At 64.1% G+C, this 15,610-nt stretch carries 10 protein-coding genes and 2 pseudogenes; 5 read left to right on the top strand and 7 right to left on the bottom strand.

Annotated features, from left to right (window positions below; all coding sequences use genetic code 11):
• Positions 1–151 precede the first annotated feature (151 nt).
• From ACLBWX_RS11915 to ACLBWX_RS11905, 3 genes are all read right to left on the bottom strand, one after another.
• A complete protein-coding gene (locus ACLBWX_RS11915; protein WP_447677276.1) occupies positions 152–1,414 on the bottom strand; it encodes a polysaccharide biosynthesis/export family protein in 1,263 nt (420 codons plus the stop codon).
• A 670-nt stretch (positions 1,415–2,084) separates the two neighbouring features.
• Positions 2,085–3,995 carry a polysaccharide biosynthesis tyrosine autokinase gene (locus ACLBWX_RS11910; protein WP_447677275.1) on the bottom strand — a complete coding sequence of 637 codons (1,911 nt, stop codon included), beginning with the start codon at positions 3,993–3,995 and terminating at the stop codon, positions 2,085–2,087.
• 12 nt (positions 3,996–4,007) lie between these two features.
• Positions 4,008–4,916: a hypothetical protein gene (locus tag ACLBWX_RS11905; protein ID WP_447677274.1), complete on the bottom strand. Its 909-nt coding sequence runs from the start codon at positions 4,914–4,916 to the stop codon at positions 4,008–4,010.
• Between the two features lie 314 nt (positions 4,917–5,230).
• On the opposite strand from ACLBWX_RS11905, the gene ACLBWX_RS11900 reads away from it, so the two are divergent.
• The 4 genes from ACLBWX_RS11900 to ACLBWX_RS11885 all read left to right on the top strand — a co-directional run bounded on the left by ACLBWX_RS11900 (position 5,231) and on the right by ACLBWX_RS11885 (position 10,649).
• Positions 5,231–6,067, top strand: a complete 837-nt coding sequence (locus tag ACLBWX_RS11900) for a sugar transferase (RefSeq protein ID WP_447677273.1) — start codon at positions 5,231–5,233, stop codon at positions 6,065–6,067.
• Positions 6,068–6,486: 419 nt separating this feature from the next.
• Complete coding sequence (locus ACLBWX_RS11895; protein ID WP_447677272.1) at positions 6,487–7,953, top strand: hypothetical protein; 1,467 nt, start codon at positions 6,487–6,489, stop codon at positions 7,951–7,953.
• Positions 7,950–9,503: an oligosaccharide flippase family protein gene (locus ACLBWX_RS11890; RefSeq protein ID WP_447677271.1), complete on the top strand. Its 1,554-nt coding sequence runs from the start codon at positions 7,950–7,952 to the stop codon at positions 9,501–9,503. The genes ACLBWX_RS11895 and ACLBWX_RS11890 overlap by 4 nt, the downstream gene beginning before the upstream one ends.
• 825 nt (positions 9,504–10,328) lie before the next feature.
• Positions 10,329–10,649, top strand: coding sequence for a hypothetical protein (locus tag ACLBWX_RS11885; protein WP_447677270.1), 321 nt, complete (start codon positions 10,329–10,331; stop codon positions 10,647–10,649).
• Positions 10,650–11,029: 380 nt separating this feature from the next.
• Here ACLBWX_RS11885 and ACLBWX_RS11880 read toward each other — a convergent pair whose 3' ends face one another.
• Positions 11,030–11,245 carry a hypothetical protein gene (locus ACLBWX_RS11880; protein ID WP_447677269.1) on the bottom strand — a complete coding sequence of 72 codons (216 nt, stop codon included), beginning with the start codon at positions 11,243–11,245 and terminating at the stop codon, positions 11,030–11,032.
• 347 nt (positions 11,246–11,592) lie between these two features.
• Here ACLBWX_RS11880 and ACLBWX_RS11875 point away from each other — a divergent pair.
• A pseudogene (locus ACLBWX_RS11875) lies at positions 11,593–12,694 on the top strand (IS3 family transposase).
• Between the two features lie 215 nt (positions 12,695–12,909).
• On the opposite strand, the gene ACLBWX_RS11870 reads toward ACLBWX_RS11875, so the two are convergent.
• The 3 genes and pseudogenes from ACLBWX_RS11870 to istA form a co-directional block, all read right to left on the bottom strand.
• Positions 12,910–13,284: a hypothetical protein gene (locus ACLBWX_RS11870; RefSeq protein ID WP_447677268.1), complete on the bottom strand. Its 375-nt coding sequence runs from the start codon at positions 13,282–13,284 to the stop codon at positions 12,910–12,912.
• A gap of 160 nt (positions 13,285–13,444) precedes the next feature.
• A complete protein-coding gene (istB, locus tag ACLBWX_RS11865; RefSeq protein ID WP_447677267.1) occupies positions 13,445–14,179 on the bottom strand; it encodes an IS21-like element helper ATPase IstB in 735 nt (244 codons plus the stop codon).
• Positions 14,180–14,187: 8 nt separating this feature from the next.
• Positions 14,188–15,610 (bottom strand): annotated as a pseudogene (istA, locus tag ACLBWX_RS11860) (IS21 family transposase); the annotation flags it as partial.

Below are 15,610 nucleotides of genomic sequence, written 5' to 3'. Positions count from 1 at the left end.
GTTCGTCCTGCGGGACCTTCCGGGGACCCGCCTGCACCTGAGGTGCGCCATGGAACGGGATGCGGGGCCCTCACCGAAAGCCGCCGACCTCGCCCCATCGGCATGGTCGGATCGCGATGCGGACCATCGCACCGCCGATCCGCGATCCGGCCTAGTTGGCCATCGGACTCCCGTTGGCGGTCAGGGTCATCTTCACTTCCACCACGTCACCGGGTTCGAGGGGTGTGTCCGCATCCGCGGAAAGCGATTTGGCGGAGCCCGAGACCTGTCGGACGACGGAGATCTGCGGGGAGTTTACCCCGGACCCGAGCAGTTGCGACCGGAGGGCGCTCGTATAGACGAGCTTCTCGGTCAAGGCATCGATGCGGGACTGCGTCTTCGAAATCAGGTCGATGGTTTCCTTGAGATCCTTCAGGACCTGCTCGGATCGATCGCTGATGAGCTTCTGAAGTGCCTGCTGCGCGTCGCTGCGCACCCTCCGGTCCGCCTCGTACTGGGAGTTGACCTGGAGTAAGCGGGTCGCCGACAACAAAGCCAGGCGGCGCGCATCGGCCACTCGGTTCGCAGGCAAAGTCCCCTTCGCGAAGAGATCGTTGATCCGGGCGGCTTCCGAGTTGTCGAGCTTCGCGTTCTCGTCCTCGTTCTTTTTCTGCTTTTCGAGCGCGTCGAGACCATCGTTGAGGAGCGTGATCTTGCGCTCGAAGGCGACGCGCTCCGCGTTGAAGGCATCGAGGCTCGCTCGCAACTGGTCTGTTTCGGCCTTCGCGGCCTGGTCACGCAGGCCTTTGGCCAGGGGAGATCTCAGGGCGAAGGGTTGAGCGGGTTCCTTGGAACGATCGAGGAGTTTCTGCAGGAAGTCCCGACGCGCATAGGCGTGCTCGAGATCCATCCACTTCGTCCTGAGCTCGTCCTCCAAGTCGACATTCGCCAACATAGGATTTTCGACGCGGAATCTCACGACGTCGTAGCCCCCTGCGAGCGAGACCGATTGACGAACGGTCATGCCGGGCCGGAACTTCTGTTCGCCCGGACGGCTCACATCGCCGTTGACGTAGACCGGGACATAGTCGGCGATCGAGAGAGAGATCTCCTGGGGATCGATGATCGTGATCTGGTCTCGTCCCTCGGGAGTCCTCAGGTTCAGCGACTTCTTGGGCAGTTCGCGCCGAAGGTAGGTGAGGATTTCCGTCAGGGTCTTTCCCTTCGCGTCCAATGGGCCGACGAGCGGAAGCGACACGCGGCCATCCGTGTCGACGGTCGCGGTTCGCTGGAGCGATACGCCGGCCACCGAGAAATCGAGGGTGTCACCGATGTGCAGGCGATACTCGTCCGCCCGGACTGCCGATTGCAGGCACAAGGCAACCGAAACACATAGGACGAAGCTCCAGCATCTCATCGAAGTCTCTCTGTTCATGCGTTTCCGCCCGAACCTGGATGCACGCGCGCCGAGCCCAGAAGCAAGGGGTCCGAAACGGTGATCGGCTAGCGGCGGATCCCGGCATCGATTGGAACGATATTTACATAATACAGGCGCAGCCTGCCTTATCTTTCATTGTCGAGATCGCTTGTATCATGTATCCTAGATCTCGCTTGCTTGGGATATAAAGCCGGCTTCTACGGCCACATCGCCCGGAGCATTGAAACGACGCTCACGCTCACATGGAACTCCGTGCACATCAAGCTGCCGGAGGGTCGTCGTCGATCATGTGTCCGGAGGGAAGGCGTATGGCCGCTCGCCTCCGATGGCGGAACTTGGCCGCCCATGGTTCAATCGTGCCCGACCCGGGCGCCGTTCGCTCGGGACTGGACCTTCGCGCGGCCGCAAGGCCTTCGGGATCGGCTGCCGTGCGCGCACGAATTTCACAGAGAGCGACCAAGCGATGTCGGCGCCACCGATCCCGCCACACCAGCGACCTGCACTCAGCGCGGACTCGCGATCCCCCTACCCGGGTCACGCCGGTTCGCATGAGGCAGGCGCATTCGATGCGAGCGGAGTGGTTCCACCGATACCCATCGCTTCGACGTCGGACGCCGTCCCGAACCTTCGGCCATCGTCCCGGCATCCTCGACCCCTCGGGCTCGGGTCAGCCAGGACGGTGATCGAGCACGGTTGAGGGGGTCTGAGCGCCGTGGAAGAGATCGGCCTGACCCGGCTGCTCAGCCGCCAGCGATCGGGCGTGCCGGGCGCGCCGGCGCGGAGCCATGTTGAGGACCAGCGCGAGGATATCGACCTGAGCGGCCTCGAAATGGGCGGAGAGATCGCCGAAGACGCGCCGCTGAGTAACCCCGGACCGGGCAACCAGGATCACGCCGTCGAGCATGGGGCCGAGGATGAGCGCATCGGCAACGTGATTCGTGGGTGGAAGGTCCAGGATCACCGTGTCGTAAGTCCTGCGCGCCTCTTCCAGAACCTGCTGCATCTGGCTGGACCCCAGCAGATCACTGGAATGGGCGATCAGGGTGCGCTTGGGCGCTGGAAGGATATCGAGCTTCGGAATCTGCGTCCGCTGGACCACGCCGGCGAGACCTTCGCCGCCCAGGAGCACCTCGACGAGCCCCGCATCCGCCTTCGGAGCGAAGCGGTGCGTCAGTGCACTGTCACGGATGTCGGCGTCGATGACGAGTGTGCGCGCGCCTGAATAGGCGAACAGGGCAGCGAGATTGCTGACGATCGTACTGCGGCCCTCACCCTCCGCGCAGGACACGACGCCGATGATCTGTGCCGTTCCGCGGGACCTGCGATGCATCGCGAAGGCCTTGACCCGGCGAAGTTCGTCGCTGAATTCCGAGAAGGGGGCGATCAAAACCTCGATGAAGGCGGCGCCCGCCTTGCGCCGCAGCTTGCGCAACCGAGACGGGTCCCCGGAGACGGAGCCGATCTGAGGCAACTCGACCGTTCCGATATGACCCGAATTCGCCGTCATCTGTCGCGCGTTCGAAATGCTCGAGTCGCGACCCTGCCGAACGATCGCGCAAATGATTCCGCACACGCCACCGAGGAGGATCGCGAGGGCGAGGATGAGGATCGTCCGCGGGTGACTGGGCATCAGCGGACGGGTCGCCTGCGTGATCACGCGGGCGCCGGCAATCGGAAAGCTCTGACGCTGCACCGAATCGGCAAAGGCCTGAAGGAAGCTCTCGTAGATGCGCCGCGAAGTCTGCGACGCGGTCTCCAACTCCTCCAATGTGATCGACTCGTCCGGATCGAGCAGATTTGCGGGCTTGGTGCCGTTCGAGGCGTCGGATGATTTCCGCGTGGGGATCCTGTAATCGTGACTGGCCTTGAATTCCTGGACGAGCCGGGACGCCGCATTCATCTCGCGCCGAAGCTGTTGAATTCGCCCCTCGAGCCACGCACTGCCCTGACGAGCGGCTTCGGACCGGCTGTCGAGCTGGTCCCGGACATAGGCATCGGCAATCGCGTTCACGATCTGGGCCGAACGCTCCGCACTGGGGGACGTGAAGGCGATCTCGAAGGCGTAGGAGGTCCCGAGCCGCCTGACACTCAAGCCGTTCTCGATCATCCCGATGGCGTCGCGCATCCGCTCATAGGGGGTAGGCGGGGGCGGGGGCGGGTAGTCCAGCCAGCGAAGCACGTGCTCCTTCAGCTTCGCACGCAGGCCCACTTCCTTGGGGAGCTCTTCGATGCGCAGGGTCTCGACCACGGCCGTCGCGATCGTTTCGGACCGCATGACGATCATCTGGCTCTCGACGAGCGCGGCGTCCATGGAGGCTGCGATCTCCGGAGTCTGATCCCGAGTCGGGATCTGCGGCATTCGCGGATCAACGATGATCTGTGCTCGGGCCTGATAGAGCACGGTGGTTTGATGGACGTAGATCGCAGCCGCGACGACGGCGAGAAGCACGAAGCCGAGGATCGTCCAGCGGTAACGCTGGAGGAAGGCGACCATGTCGACCTCCCTGGCGGCGATCGCGTCGCTCATCGCTCCGGCGCGTCGATCGTCGAGCAGTTCGGTCGGTGTTAGCTTCAGCACGGTCTGCTATCCTCAGCTGCGTCGAGCAAGGAGCGTCGGCATCGCTTCGGTCGAGATCCGTGACCGGCCGGTGAAGGGAGCCGCGTCGACGACGACCGGGTAACCACCGCGCTGCGATCGCTCCGCCGCCCGCACCAGACGAGCCGAGCCGTCCGGGCCAAGATGCGCGGCCAGGAGCAAGGCGGAGGCGTCGGCGGCTGCGTTCGGCAGGCCCGCCGTCGATCCGGTGATCAGGTCTGCCAAGGGTTCCGCCAGGCAGGGCGGAAGGAGGGCGGGGCGCCCGCGAAGCAGATGGCCCATCCAGGCGCCGACGGCGAGGGTCTCCTGCAGGGGCGCGAGGTCCTCATAGACATAGGCCGCGTTGATCCCCGAATGGATCGACCGGAACATGGCCTGGGCGCCGGTCGTCGGACCCCGTCGTTCCGCCGCGAGGCATGCGTCTTCGTGGAACCGGTCGAGTTCGGCCATCACCAAGCGGGCGAATGGATCCGCGCCGGCGCGGACGATGACACCGGTCGGCCATTCGGACACCCGGCTCTCGGCAGACGGCACTGTCAGGTGCGCAGCGTCGATGCGCCGGTTTACACGCGCCGCCGGCGGCCGAACCTGAGTTCCGGAGCGCGCGCGGGAGTCCAGGACGCGCCGAATGCGGGCGGCGGCGCCGTCCAGGCTATTCGCCTCGGCACGGACCACGCCCGGAATGAGGAAGACGAGTTCATCGTCGGATACGTCGCTCCAGCCCCGCGCCGACCAGAGTCCCGCCAAGCCGCCCTCGACGATGCCGTCGCCCCAGAGATCGGGCTTGGCCGACTCGGGATGTTCGTCCCGCATCGGCCAAAGCATCTTGGATCTGCCATGCCAGGCGGTCAGCGTTGTTCTGAATATGCCAGCGAATGTCATCGGCTCACACTTCTGCGACACCCGACCATCAATCGTTGAGACGAGCGCGTGAACTGCACCAATTGAGGTAGCGATCCTCCTTCCGGATGAGGCCGGCGGTCCTCGGTGATCCAAGGCTCCGCAGTCATCCGCATCGGGTCAGCTTGCCCGATCGCGAGCGAAGATCAGCTTTGCTCAGGACTAGGTCGGGTACAGGCGTTCGTAAAATGCACCCTTACGCCTAAGGCAGTAGTCACAAGACCCCAATTCCACCCTTTGAGATTTTGACGCTGTGCAGCTAGATGCAGTGAATTGACGTCTGAGACAGTTTAATTTCGGAAATCGCGTGAACAGCAATGAAAACGCTCAGTTTCCCTCTTTTCGGTTTTCGTGGGCAGTCACGGCGTGACCAGGTGGCCTCTGTGGCCGTCGAAAGCGATCTGGAAGGCCGGTTTTCCACACCTCTACCGATGGAGGCGCTCACGATCACGGCGCCGCGCGATCCTGCATTCTTGTCGAAGTTGCTGACGCAACCGGTTCCAAGTTCCGGTTCCGGCCAAGCCCGTTCCCGGATCGCTCCGCTCGGAGGCTTGCGGAAGCGCTACGTCGACTTCGCTATCGCGGTTGGGGTTCTAATCCTCGTCCTGCCGCTGCTCCTGATGATCGCCCTCGCGATCAAGGTATCCATGGGTGGACCCGTCATCTATCGGCACCGCCGGATCGGGTGTTACGGACGCGAGTTCGACTGTCTCAAGTTCCGAACGATGGTGACCAACGCCGATGCCGTGCTCGAGGCCCTGCTACGCACGGATCCGGCGGCTGCGGCGGAATGGCGTCGGACGCAGAAGCTCGTTCGCGATCCGCGAATTACGTGGATCGGCCGCACGTTGCGGCGCACGAGCCTCGACGAGTTGCCGCAGATCTTCAACGTTCTGCGCGGTGACATGAGCTGCGTCGGCCCGCGTCCGATCGTGCGCGCCGAGCTGATCCGGTACGGTGCCCACAGCGATCTTTTTCAAAGCGTGAGACCCGGCATGACGGGCCTGTGGCAGGTCAGTGGGCGCAGCTCCCTCGATTATGAGGACCGGGTCATGCTCGATTGCCAGTACGTCAAGGACTGGTCCGTCTGGAGTGACTTGAATATCTTGATCCGCACGATTCCTGCCGTCCTCAACACGCGACAGACCTGTTGAGCGGATCCCGGCTCAATGCGTGAAGTCAACGTGCGGAGTTTATCAGCAGAGCCATCGCGAAATAGGACAGCTGGAGCGTAATGACACAGACCAACAGCTGCCACCACGTCAGTCCCAGCCCCATTCCCGCAACAACCACGAAGGCTGACCCGGCGATCGCCGCGGGTGCCTTGTACCGCAAGCTTCCGAGGAGGCTCGCGACCACCGAGAAAGCAAGTAGCCAGATCATTCCGCCGCCTTCGTTCAGAGACGCGATTGGCCACGTAGATCGGTGCCCGCCGATCGAGGATCGCATCGGCCCCCGCCTCGGTCAACGCGACGGGTGCTGTCCGTCGGGGGCGAAGGCCCGTGGCGCGTGGCAGCGCCGACATGAGCCGCCGGTGCCCGTCCCACGCTCGTAGCAGCAGGTCCTGACCTCCATGGATCTCTCCCTGATCGGCATCGTCGTCGCAGCGATCCTCATTTGCGTGTCGGCGTTTTTCGGCCCACCGCTCGTCGTTGCCACCATCGCGTCCTTCGCATTTGGCGCGACTGCGATCGGCTCACTTCCGGCGCTCGGCGGATCTTCGCCTCTCATCTACGTCGTTCCCGGGTGCATATTGATCGCGACGCTCGCGGTTCGGCGCGGAACCATTCCAAAGCTTGGCATCGTCCTCATGCGGGATCAGACGACCTGGGCGGTTCTGCTTCTGGCGGTGTACGCCGCCGCCGGAGCCGTGATCCTGCCACGGCTCTTCGAGGGCTCGACAACGTCCTTCGTCACGTCGCGGCTGGTCGGCGTCTTCGAAAGCCCTCTGGCGCCTGGGCCAGGAAATATTTCTCAGACGGCATATTTTCTCTTCGGCGCGTTGTCTTTCGCAGCCTTCTCCATCCTGCTCCTACGGTCCGAAGCGATCAGGCCCGTCGCCCGGGGCTTCTTCCTGTGGGCTGGCCTGACGGCCGCCTTCGGCGTGATCGACCGCGTGGGTAAGTTCATCGGCGCGGGCGACGTGCTCGAGCCGATCCGGACGGCCTCCTACGCGATGCTGACGGGTGCCGATCTGACGCTCGGGAACGTGACGCGCATCTCGGGTGCGTTCTCCGAGGCGTCCGCCTTCGGCGGTGCCGCGCTGGCGAGCTTCGGACTCAGCTTCGCTTACTGGAGAAGGACCGGTTCGTCCCGCGCCCTCGGCCTCGCCATCGCGCTTCTGATTCTCGTCCTGCTCTCGACATCGACGACCGCTTATGCGGGCTTCGCCTTCCTCGCGAGCATCCAGATCGCCATGCTCGCCCGGACCGCGGTCACGAACCGTCTGATGCGCAGGGATCTGGTGGTCCTGATGGCATTGGCGATCGGCGGAGCTCTGGTTCTGCTTCTCTATCTCGCCACTCCGGGCATCTTCGACCCTGTGTACGAGCTGTTCCGCGTGACGATTCTGGAGAAGGACGAGTCGCAATCCGGGATCGAACGGAGCTATTGGAATTCCCGCAGCCTCGGCAGCTTCGTCGATACCTTCGGTTTCGGGATCGGGATGGGAAGTTCCCGCGCTTCGAGCTGGGTGATCGCGATCCTGTCGCAGCTGGGCTTCGTCGGCACCGTGCTCATGACGGCGATCGTCGTCAGCCTTCTGAGGCGATGTCCGCCCATTCCCTCAGATCCGTCGATGCAGAGGATCGCCGGGCTCCACGACGGGGCGCGCCTCGCCGCGCTGACTCAACTCTTCACGGCGACGATCTCCGGCGGTCAGGCGGATCCGGGCTCCCAGTTCTTCATTGCGCTGGCGACAGTGCTCGCCTGCCGCGCGCATCTGCGTGCAGCGCTCCACCTACGGAACGAAGTGATCGCGGCCGTGCCGCCCGATCTCAGCCGGTACGCAGGCGCATTCACCTACGCCACGAGGTCATGATGCTTGCGGGACGGGTCGTTACGGGAGCCATGCTGCTCGTTGGAGCCCGTCTGATGGGGCGCCTCATCGACTTCTGTGCTCTCCTCGTCTTCGCTCGGCTGCTGACCCCAAACGATTTCGGAGTCGTCGCCGCAGCCATGACGTTGATCTCGCTGATGGAGGCCATCTTCGAATTGCCGGTCGGGCTTGTCCTCGTCCGGACCCCGAATGTCGAGCCCGACCATTACGATACGGCCTTCACGCTCTCCATGCTGCGCGGCGTGATGCTCGGCCTTCTGATCGCCGGCATCGCTTGGCCCTATGCCTGGGCCTTCGACGACTTCCGCCTCGTTCCGATCATCCTCTGCCTCGGATGGGCGCCGATGATTCGCGGATGCGTGAGTCCCCATCTCTGGATCAATCTGCGCCAGCTCCAGATGGGTCCCGACTGTCTCGCGCAGACCGTGGGCAAGGTCGGCGCCTTCGTGGTCGCGATGCTGGCACTCGCCTTGGAGCGGAACTATTGGGCGCTGGTCGTCGCGACGGTGAGCAGTCCGGCCATCATGGTCGCGACCTCCTATTACCTGGCGCCCTACCGACCGAGACTTTCGCTCAGGCAATGGCGGATCTTCTGGGATTTCCTCTGCTGGCTCGGCGGAGCGCAGTTTCTCGCAGCACTGTCCTGGCAGTGTGATCGCTTCGTCCTCGGCCAATTGTCCAGCCGTGCGGAGCTCGGCCGATACACCATGGCGGATTCTCTGGCCGCGCTGCCGATCCAGGCCCTCGCCGCTCCCGCCGCCGCGATGCTCTTCCCGGCACTCGGCGCGATCCACGTCCAGCACGAGCGCCTCAGGCGCGCCTTCCTGATCGGCCTCGGCGGCGTCTACACCCTCTGCCTCCCGATCATGGTCGGTCTCATCGTGCTGGCTGAACCCTTCTGCCGAACGGTCCTCGGACCACAATGGGGCGAAGTCGTCCTGCCCATGCAGATGCTGACCGCTGCGGGCGCGCTGAGCCTCATCGCGCAACCGCTCGGGGCTCTCTACAACGCGTTGGGTCAAACGAAGGCCGGGATGGTCCGCAGCATCCTGGGCTTGTCGATCAAGCTCCCGCTGGTTCTCGTGGGCTGCTTTGCCGGCGGCCTTGCCGGTGTCGCTCTGGCACGGCTGGTGACCGAGTTCATCATGTTTGTCGTGTCCGCTCACAGCATTCGTCAGTTGACCGGCGCATCAACCAGAAACATCCTGTCGGTCCTCCTCAGGCCCGCCGGCGCCTCAGGTGCGATGATATTAGCGTTGCTGGTCCTCCAGCCCTTGATCGAATCGTCCGATGACCAGACGATCCGCGGGCTCATTCTCGCAGCCCTCGTCCTGGCAGGTGCGCTCGTCTATTCCGCGACGATCCTGACGCTGTGGGTCCTCGCCGGGCGTCCCGCCGGTTTGGAAGCGAGGCTGACCGCCATCGTGCACGAGACGCTGCGACGCATAGCGAGCAGGCAGGTCGGCCTTTCCCTTGGTTCCAAGGTAATCGTGCCGGTCGAAGTGCACGGCCGTCCCAACCAGCCCGGATGACGCTGCCCATCGTCGACCTGACCGACCGGCATTGACCGGGCTCATGGAGAGGATCAGCGCGGACCGGAAGTGCCGAACATCAAGCGCGGTCATGGAGAGCCGGGAACAGGTCGTGTCGAAGCTAGGCCACATCGAGAGGCAGGCAGCCCGGGTCACGATGCTGGGACTGATGGGCCAGGAGGCGGAAATCGTCGTGCGGAGCGATGACCGCCGACGCAGGATTCACGGCAGTCTCAGGTCGATCAGACGCGGGAAAGGAAGGAACCTGAGGGCGGGAAGGCTCGATTGCGCCATTCCGTGGCCGACCTGCCTCCAGACCTTGATCACCGATTGAATCGGTGCCTGCAGGGTCGGTACGTCCTCGATCGAGCCGCATGGATCTGACCGGTATCGCGGACCGGGCCGCGTGAGGGGCACCTGCGTGGTGGTGGCCATGGGTCGCTGGTTGGCCGGAGCCAGGACGGGGACGGGTGCGGGCGGGAGGTTGCCCGGGGATGAGTGTGGCCGGCATGGCCTGTCGACACCTCGATCCTGCGCCGCTTGGGCGCCCCCCTGTTCCGCGCTCGTCTTCTGACCCTGCCGGCATCCCCGACTACTTCGGTCCTGGCTAACCTTCCCGATCAGCCCGGTCGAAAGTCGGACGGCTAGGTTAGGGCCTCGCTGCGTTCTCCTGGTATATTGAATTATATTTGTCTATTTTCGATATACGAATGGAATCAGGCTATAATCCATAACAATAATGTCAACTTTTTCGGGGAACATCACCGTCTTTTCAGGCTTACAGCCGCACTGTGCCGCTCGTGAGCACATGATCGGAAGTCTAACATGAAGACCCTCGCACTGGTTCTGGCCACTGGCGTAATGTTCGCCAGCTTTTCCATCGGCTCAGCCTCGGCCGCTCCCGGAATGACGCATGCTGAGCGGATGCGTGCCAGTTCATCGATCGGCTATGCCGGCAATTACAAGGCTCGCAAGCATCACATGCGCCACCACGGCAATCGCCACGACGCGAGCCACCACTCCCGTGCCAGCCGGACCCATCACACCCGCAATCGCCTGATGCATGGCGACCCCAACGCCCGGAACCCGATGCTGCCCGGCTACGCGCAGCAGCGCGGCACCACCTCGGGCGGCCCGCGCTACTGATCCGGTTCGACAGATTCGAGGGCGGTGGTCCCATCACGGCACCGCCGCCCGATACCAAGTTTCCTGTGTGAGCTCGCTGAGCGGCGCTCCACGCCACGCCCAAGGCCAAGCTGCGCCACCGGGCTTATTGAAGGCGCGATGCTTTCGAGCCTTCAGAAGATCAGACGACGGGCCTCCCAGAAGCTCTGTTCTGGTTCGAGAAAGCGTCGCGTTCCATCCGCTCACCGCAAGACGTCATCGACAAAACAAGACGTCATCGACAAGATTAGCGGCCGCCGCGGGATGCGTCCGCAACTGATCGGTGGCGGCATCAACCGCCCGTACAGCGTCCGCTCGAACCTGTATCGACATGCCGGTACCCTTTCGGCCCAGCCAATCGCTCAATGCTTCGCTGGCGGCAGCGTTGGCTTCAGGTAGAGAAAGCTCCGCTCTCCTGTGGCAGCCTCGGTGATATGATCGATCGCGTTCAACAATTCACCGAGATTCTGGTCGACCGTGGGCTGAAGCAGAACACGGCGGGCGCTTGTGCGCCCGGCGATGAGTTGCGCTTCGGTCAGGGGATCGAAATCGGGCCGAACCCGTCGCTTGTGACTCATCGGTCTTCCGGTTCGCTGATTGCTCCGGCTGCCGCAGCGCTGAGGGCAGCTGTCAGCGCTACGAGCAAGGCCACCTCGATCATGATTGAGCCCTCCTTTTCACTCCTCCCCCGAGCTGACCGAAGGATCCATCTAGGACTGCCTGTCGCATGGTTAACGAAACGTTAGCCAGTACATCCGCGCGGTCACCCGGCCCACATCTGAGACAGTCTCGCTTCTGGCGTGCCCCCGAAAATTGGTCCTCCCCGAAGTATGGCTCCGAGCCATGGTGACCCTGACCCAGCAAACTGGTCCGCACTCAGCGCAAGTTTTTCGGGCATCCTGAACCCTGAAGGAGGGTGGATGCCATGCCTCGCAAACGCTTCACGAACGAACAGATCGCCTTCGCTCTGCGGCAGGCGGAGAACGGTGCGACGGTGGACGAGGTCTGCCGGAAGATGGGCGTATCCGAGCCGACCTTTTATCGCTGGAAGAAGCAGTTCGTCGGCATGGGCGTGCCGGAGATCCGACGGCTCAAGCAGTTGGAGGACGAGAACGGCGAGCTCAAGCGGCTGGTCGCCGACCTGACACTGGACCGCTCCATGCTGCAGGATATCCTGAAGCGAAAGTGGTAAGGCCCGCCGCTCGCCGCGAGGTCGCTGGTCACCTGCAGGTGGCCTACGAGATCAGCGAGCGTCGGGCCTGTCTGGCTACCGGCTTCGGCCGTTCGTCCCAGCGCTACAGGAAGCGTTCGGACCCGCAGGTCGCGCTGCGGATGCGATTGAAGGAACTGGCCGCGGCGCGGGTGCGCTACGGCTATCGGCGGCTGCACATCCTGCTGCGACGGGAGGGCTGGGAGGTGAACCATAAGCGCACCTACCGGATCTACCGGGATGAGGGCCTGTCGATCCGGTCCAAGCTACCCAAACGCAAGCGGGCGTGGCGCTACCGTCAGGGGCGACCGGCGATCGGCGGACCCAACGAGGTCTGGGCCATGGATTTCATGTCCGACCGCCTCTTCGATGGTCGTCCGTTCCGGATCCTAACCGTCGTCGATTGCCACACGCGAGAGGCGCTCTCACTGACACCGAGAGCCAACTTCCGCGCCTTCCAGGTGACCGAGGCTCTGGACGCCTTGGTCCGGCTGCGAGGTCGGCCCAAGAGCCTGCGGGTGGACAACGGACCGGAGTTCGCCGGGCGCATGCTCGACCAGTGGGCCTACCTGAACGGGGTCGAGATCGACTTCTCACGACCGGGCAAGCCGACCGACAACGCCTACATCGAGTCGTTCAACGGTCGTCTACGGGCGGAGTGCCTGAACGCCTCATGGTTCCTGTCACTGGCCGATGCCCGCGAGCGCAGCGAGGACTGGAGGTGCCACTACAACGACGATCGCCCCAAACGGCCCTGGGCGGCTTGACGCCCCGGGCCTTCGCCAACCAAGCTGTCACAGCCCGAGAACTTGCATAGGCCGTGGACCACAAAGCGGGTCAACTCCAAACATGGCTCGAAGCCATACCTCAGGGAGGACCACTTTTCAGGGGGCAGGCCAGACACAAAGATAAAATGGAAAGAGTAACCCTGACTCAGCAACTACCGCGCAGATGAATTTTACTTCTGCACGACAGTTCTGAACGGGTGGCGCTGCGCATCGGATGGGCCGCTCCGAAGGGCAGCAGCAGGAATCACACTCTCACGTCCACGCCGGACGCTTCGACGCCCTGCTGGCGATCGAAGAGCTGCTGTGCTTGCTTGTACTGCGGCATGTCCTCGATCCGCTTGGAGGGATCGTTCAGAGCTTTCAGGCCGTCGAGCGCTGCCTTGATCAATTTTACGGCCGGGTTCGTCGAGTCGATCTTCTCGGGTTCCTTGCCTTCATCTCGACTGCTAAGCTCGTAATTGAACTGAAACTCTGCGCGCTGCTTAGCCCAATCGAAGCTTCCCTTTTCCTCGTTGCTGACGTTGTCGAGATAAGTCACAGCCTTCTTCCAGGTCGGTGAGAAGGTGCTAAACGAATTCAGCGCATCGAGCCCAGCATCGGCAGAAAGACGATCACGCATCTCCGTTTGTCAAACAGCGTTGAACGTTGACCCTGGATCGGCGTCGAACTTTGACCCCCCGGATGGGTATAGCGGGACGCCCCTGATCAGCCCGGCGAAGCGGGTCGGGGTGGCGCAGCCGGGCTGATCAGGGATCCAGCAGGCGCGACGTGTGCCGGCCTCAGGCGCGGTTCTTGAAGCGCCAGCTCTCGTTGCCGGTCTCGACGATCTCGCAGTGGTGGGTGAGCCGGTCGAGCAGCGCCGTGGTCATCTTGGCATCGCCGGCGAACACGCTCGGCCATTCCCCGAAGGCGAGATTGGTGGTGACCACGATCGAGGTGGTCTCGTAGAGCTTGCTGATCAGGTGGAACAGGAGCTGGCCGCCCGACTGCGCGAACGGCAGGTAGCCGAGTTCGTCGAGCACCACGATGTCGAGCCGGGCGAGATGGTCGGCGATGCGGCCCTGGCGGCCGGCACGTGCCTCGGCTTCGAGCCGGTTGACGAGGTCGACGACGTTGTAGAACCGGCCCCGCGCCCCGTCTCGGATGCAGGCTCGCGCGATGGCGATGGCGAGGTGGGTCTTGCCGGTCCCGGTCCCGCCGACGAGTACGACGTTGCGCTGGTGAGCCAGGAACTCGCCGCCGGAGAGCGCGCGTACCAAACCCTCGTTAATCGGGGTGCCGTCGAAGGCGAACTCGGTGATGTCCTTGGCCAGGGGCAGCTTGGCGATCGTCATCTGGTAGCGGATCGAGCGTGCCTGCTTCTCGGAGATCTCGGCCTGGAGCAGGTCGCCGACGATCTGCTGCGGCTCGTGGGTGCGCTTGAGCGCGACCTTGATGATCTCGTCGTAGGCCGCCTTCATGCCGAAGAGCTTCAGCTCGCCCATGGTGGCGAGGATGTTCTGGCGTTCCATCATGGGGGGCTCCTCAGGGTATCGTAGCGGGCGCAATCCGCGACCGGCTCGTGGCGCAGCCGCAGGCTCTCGGGGGTCAGGATGGTGACGGGCGCGGTCGGCTCGCGCTGCCGGGCGAGGATGTTGAGGACGACGTCGGCCGAGTGGACGCCCTCGCGCAGCGCCTCGGCACACGCCGCCTCGACGGCCGGCAAGCCGTCGCCGAGCACGGCGGTGAGGATCTCCACCATCTGCCGGTTCCCTCCGGCACTGCCGGCGAGCTTGCGTCGGACCCGGTCAAGGGCGGGAGGCAGGACCCAGTCCTTGAACGGTGCGCCGTTGCGGAGCGCGCCGGGCTTGCGGGCCAGCACGGGGACATAGTGCCAGGGATCGAACACGGTCTGATCCCGCCCGAAGGCGCGCTCGTGCTCGGCAACAACGCGCCCGTCCTGCCGGATCTCGACGCGCTCGGCGTAGGCCCGCACCTCGATCGGGCGGCCGATGGCGGAGGCCATGACCGAGTAGCGATTGTTGTCGAAGCGCACGAGGCAGGTCGTGGACACCGAAGCGGTGACGGCGTGGAAGCCGTCGAAGCGACCGGCATAGGGAACGAGGGCTGCTCGCTCGGCCTCGAACCGCTCCCAGACGGTGCGCTCGCGCTCCTCGGGATGGGGATGGGCCTTGGCGTAGGCGATCACCCCATCGAGCAGGAGCGCGTTCAGCTCCTCGTAACTCTTCACTCGGACACGCGGGGTGAAGAAGCGCTCGCGCACCAGCCCAACCTGGTTCTCGACCTGCCCCTTCTCCCAGCCCGAGGCCGGGGTGCAGGCGACCGGATCGACGAGGTAGTGCGAGCACATCTGCAGGAAGCGACGGTTGTAGGCGCGCTCGCGCCCGACGAAGATCGTCTCCACCGCGGTCTTCATGTTGTCGTAGATGCCGCGCTGGCAGGTGCCTTGGAAGAACGCGAACGCCCGGTCGTGAGCGTCGAACACCATCTCCTGGCTCTCGCGCGGATAGGCCCGCACGAACAGCATGCGCGAGTGGCAGAGCCGGACGTGGGCGACCTTGACCGTGACGGTCGTGCCGCCGATCAGCACGATCTCGTGGCTCCAGTCGAACTGGTAGGCCTCGCCCGGGGCGAAGATGAGCGGCACGAAGGCCTGGGCCGTCACCGAGGCGCGCTCACGCTTCCAGGTTTTGGCATAGCGCCGAACGGCATCGTAGCCGCCCTCGTAGCCGAGCCCGCGCAGCGCTTCGTAGATCCGGATCAGCGTCAGCCGCTCGCGGGCGGACTTGCCGGCGTTGGTGGTCAGCATCCGATTGAGATCGTCGCGCCACGGCCCGAGCTTGGGCAACGGCTGCACTTCGCGCTCGTAGGCGAAGGCGGTGGCCCCCGACCGGATGACCTTCCGGACCGTGTTGCGGGAGACGTGCAGGTCGCGGACGATGTCC

The organism is Methylobacterium sp. M6A4_1b (assembly GCF_053345175.1).
Note: the sequence above shows the minus strand (reverse complement) of the source record. Positions and strands in the feature narration are given on the sequence as shown.

Coding starts and splice junctions, on each gene's coding strand:
- ACLBWX_RS11915 (WP_447677276.1), bottom strand. CDS start 1,414: ATGAACAGAGAGACTTCGATGAGATGCTGGAGCTTCGTCCTATGTGTT.
- ACLBWX_RS11900 (WP_447677273.1), top strand. CDS start 5,231: ATGAAAACGCTCAGTTTCCCTCTTTTCGGTTTTCGTGGGCAGTCACGG.
- ACLBWX_RS11895 (WP_447677272.1), top strand. CDS start 6,487: ATGGATCTCTCCCTGATCGGCATCGTCGTCGCAGCGATCCTCATTTGC.
- ACLBWX_RS11890 (WP_447677271.1), top strand. CDS start 7,950: ATGATGCTTGCGGGACGGGTCGTTACGGGAGCCATGCTGCTCGTTGGA.
- ACLBWX_RS11885 (WP_447677270.1), top strand. CDS start 10,329: ATGAAGACCCTCGCACTGGTTCTGGCCACTGGCGTAATGTTCGCCAGC.
- ACLBWX_RS11880 (WP_447677269.1), bottom strand. CDS start 11,245: ATGAGTCACAAGCGACGGGTTCGGCCCGATTTCGATCCCCTGACCGAA.
- ACLBWX_RS11870 (WP_447677268.1), bottom strand. CDS start 13,284: ATGCGTGATCGTCTTTCTGCCGATGCTGGGCTCGATGCGCTGAATTCG.
- istB (WP_447677267.1), bottom strand. CDS start 14,179: ATGATGGAACGCCAGAACATCCTCGCCACCATGGGCGAGCTGAAGCTC.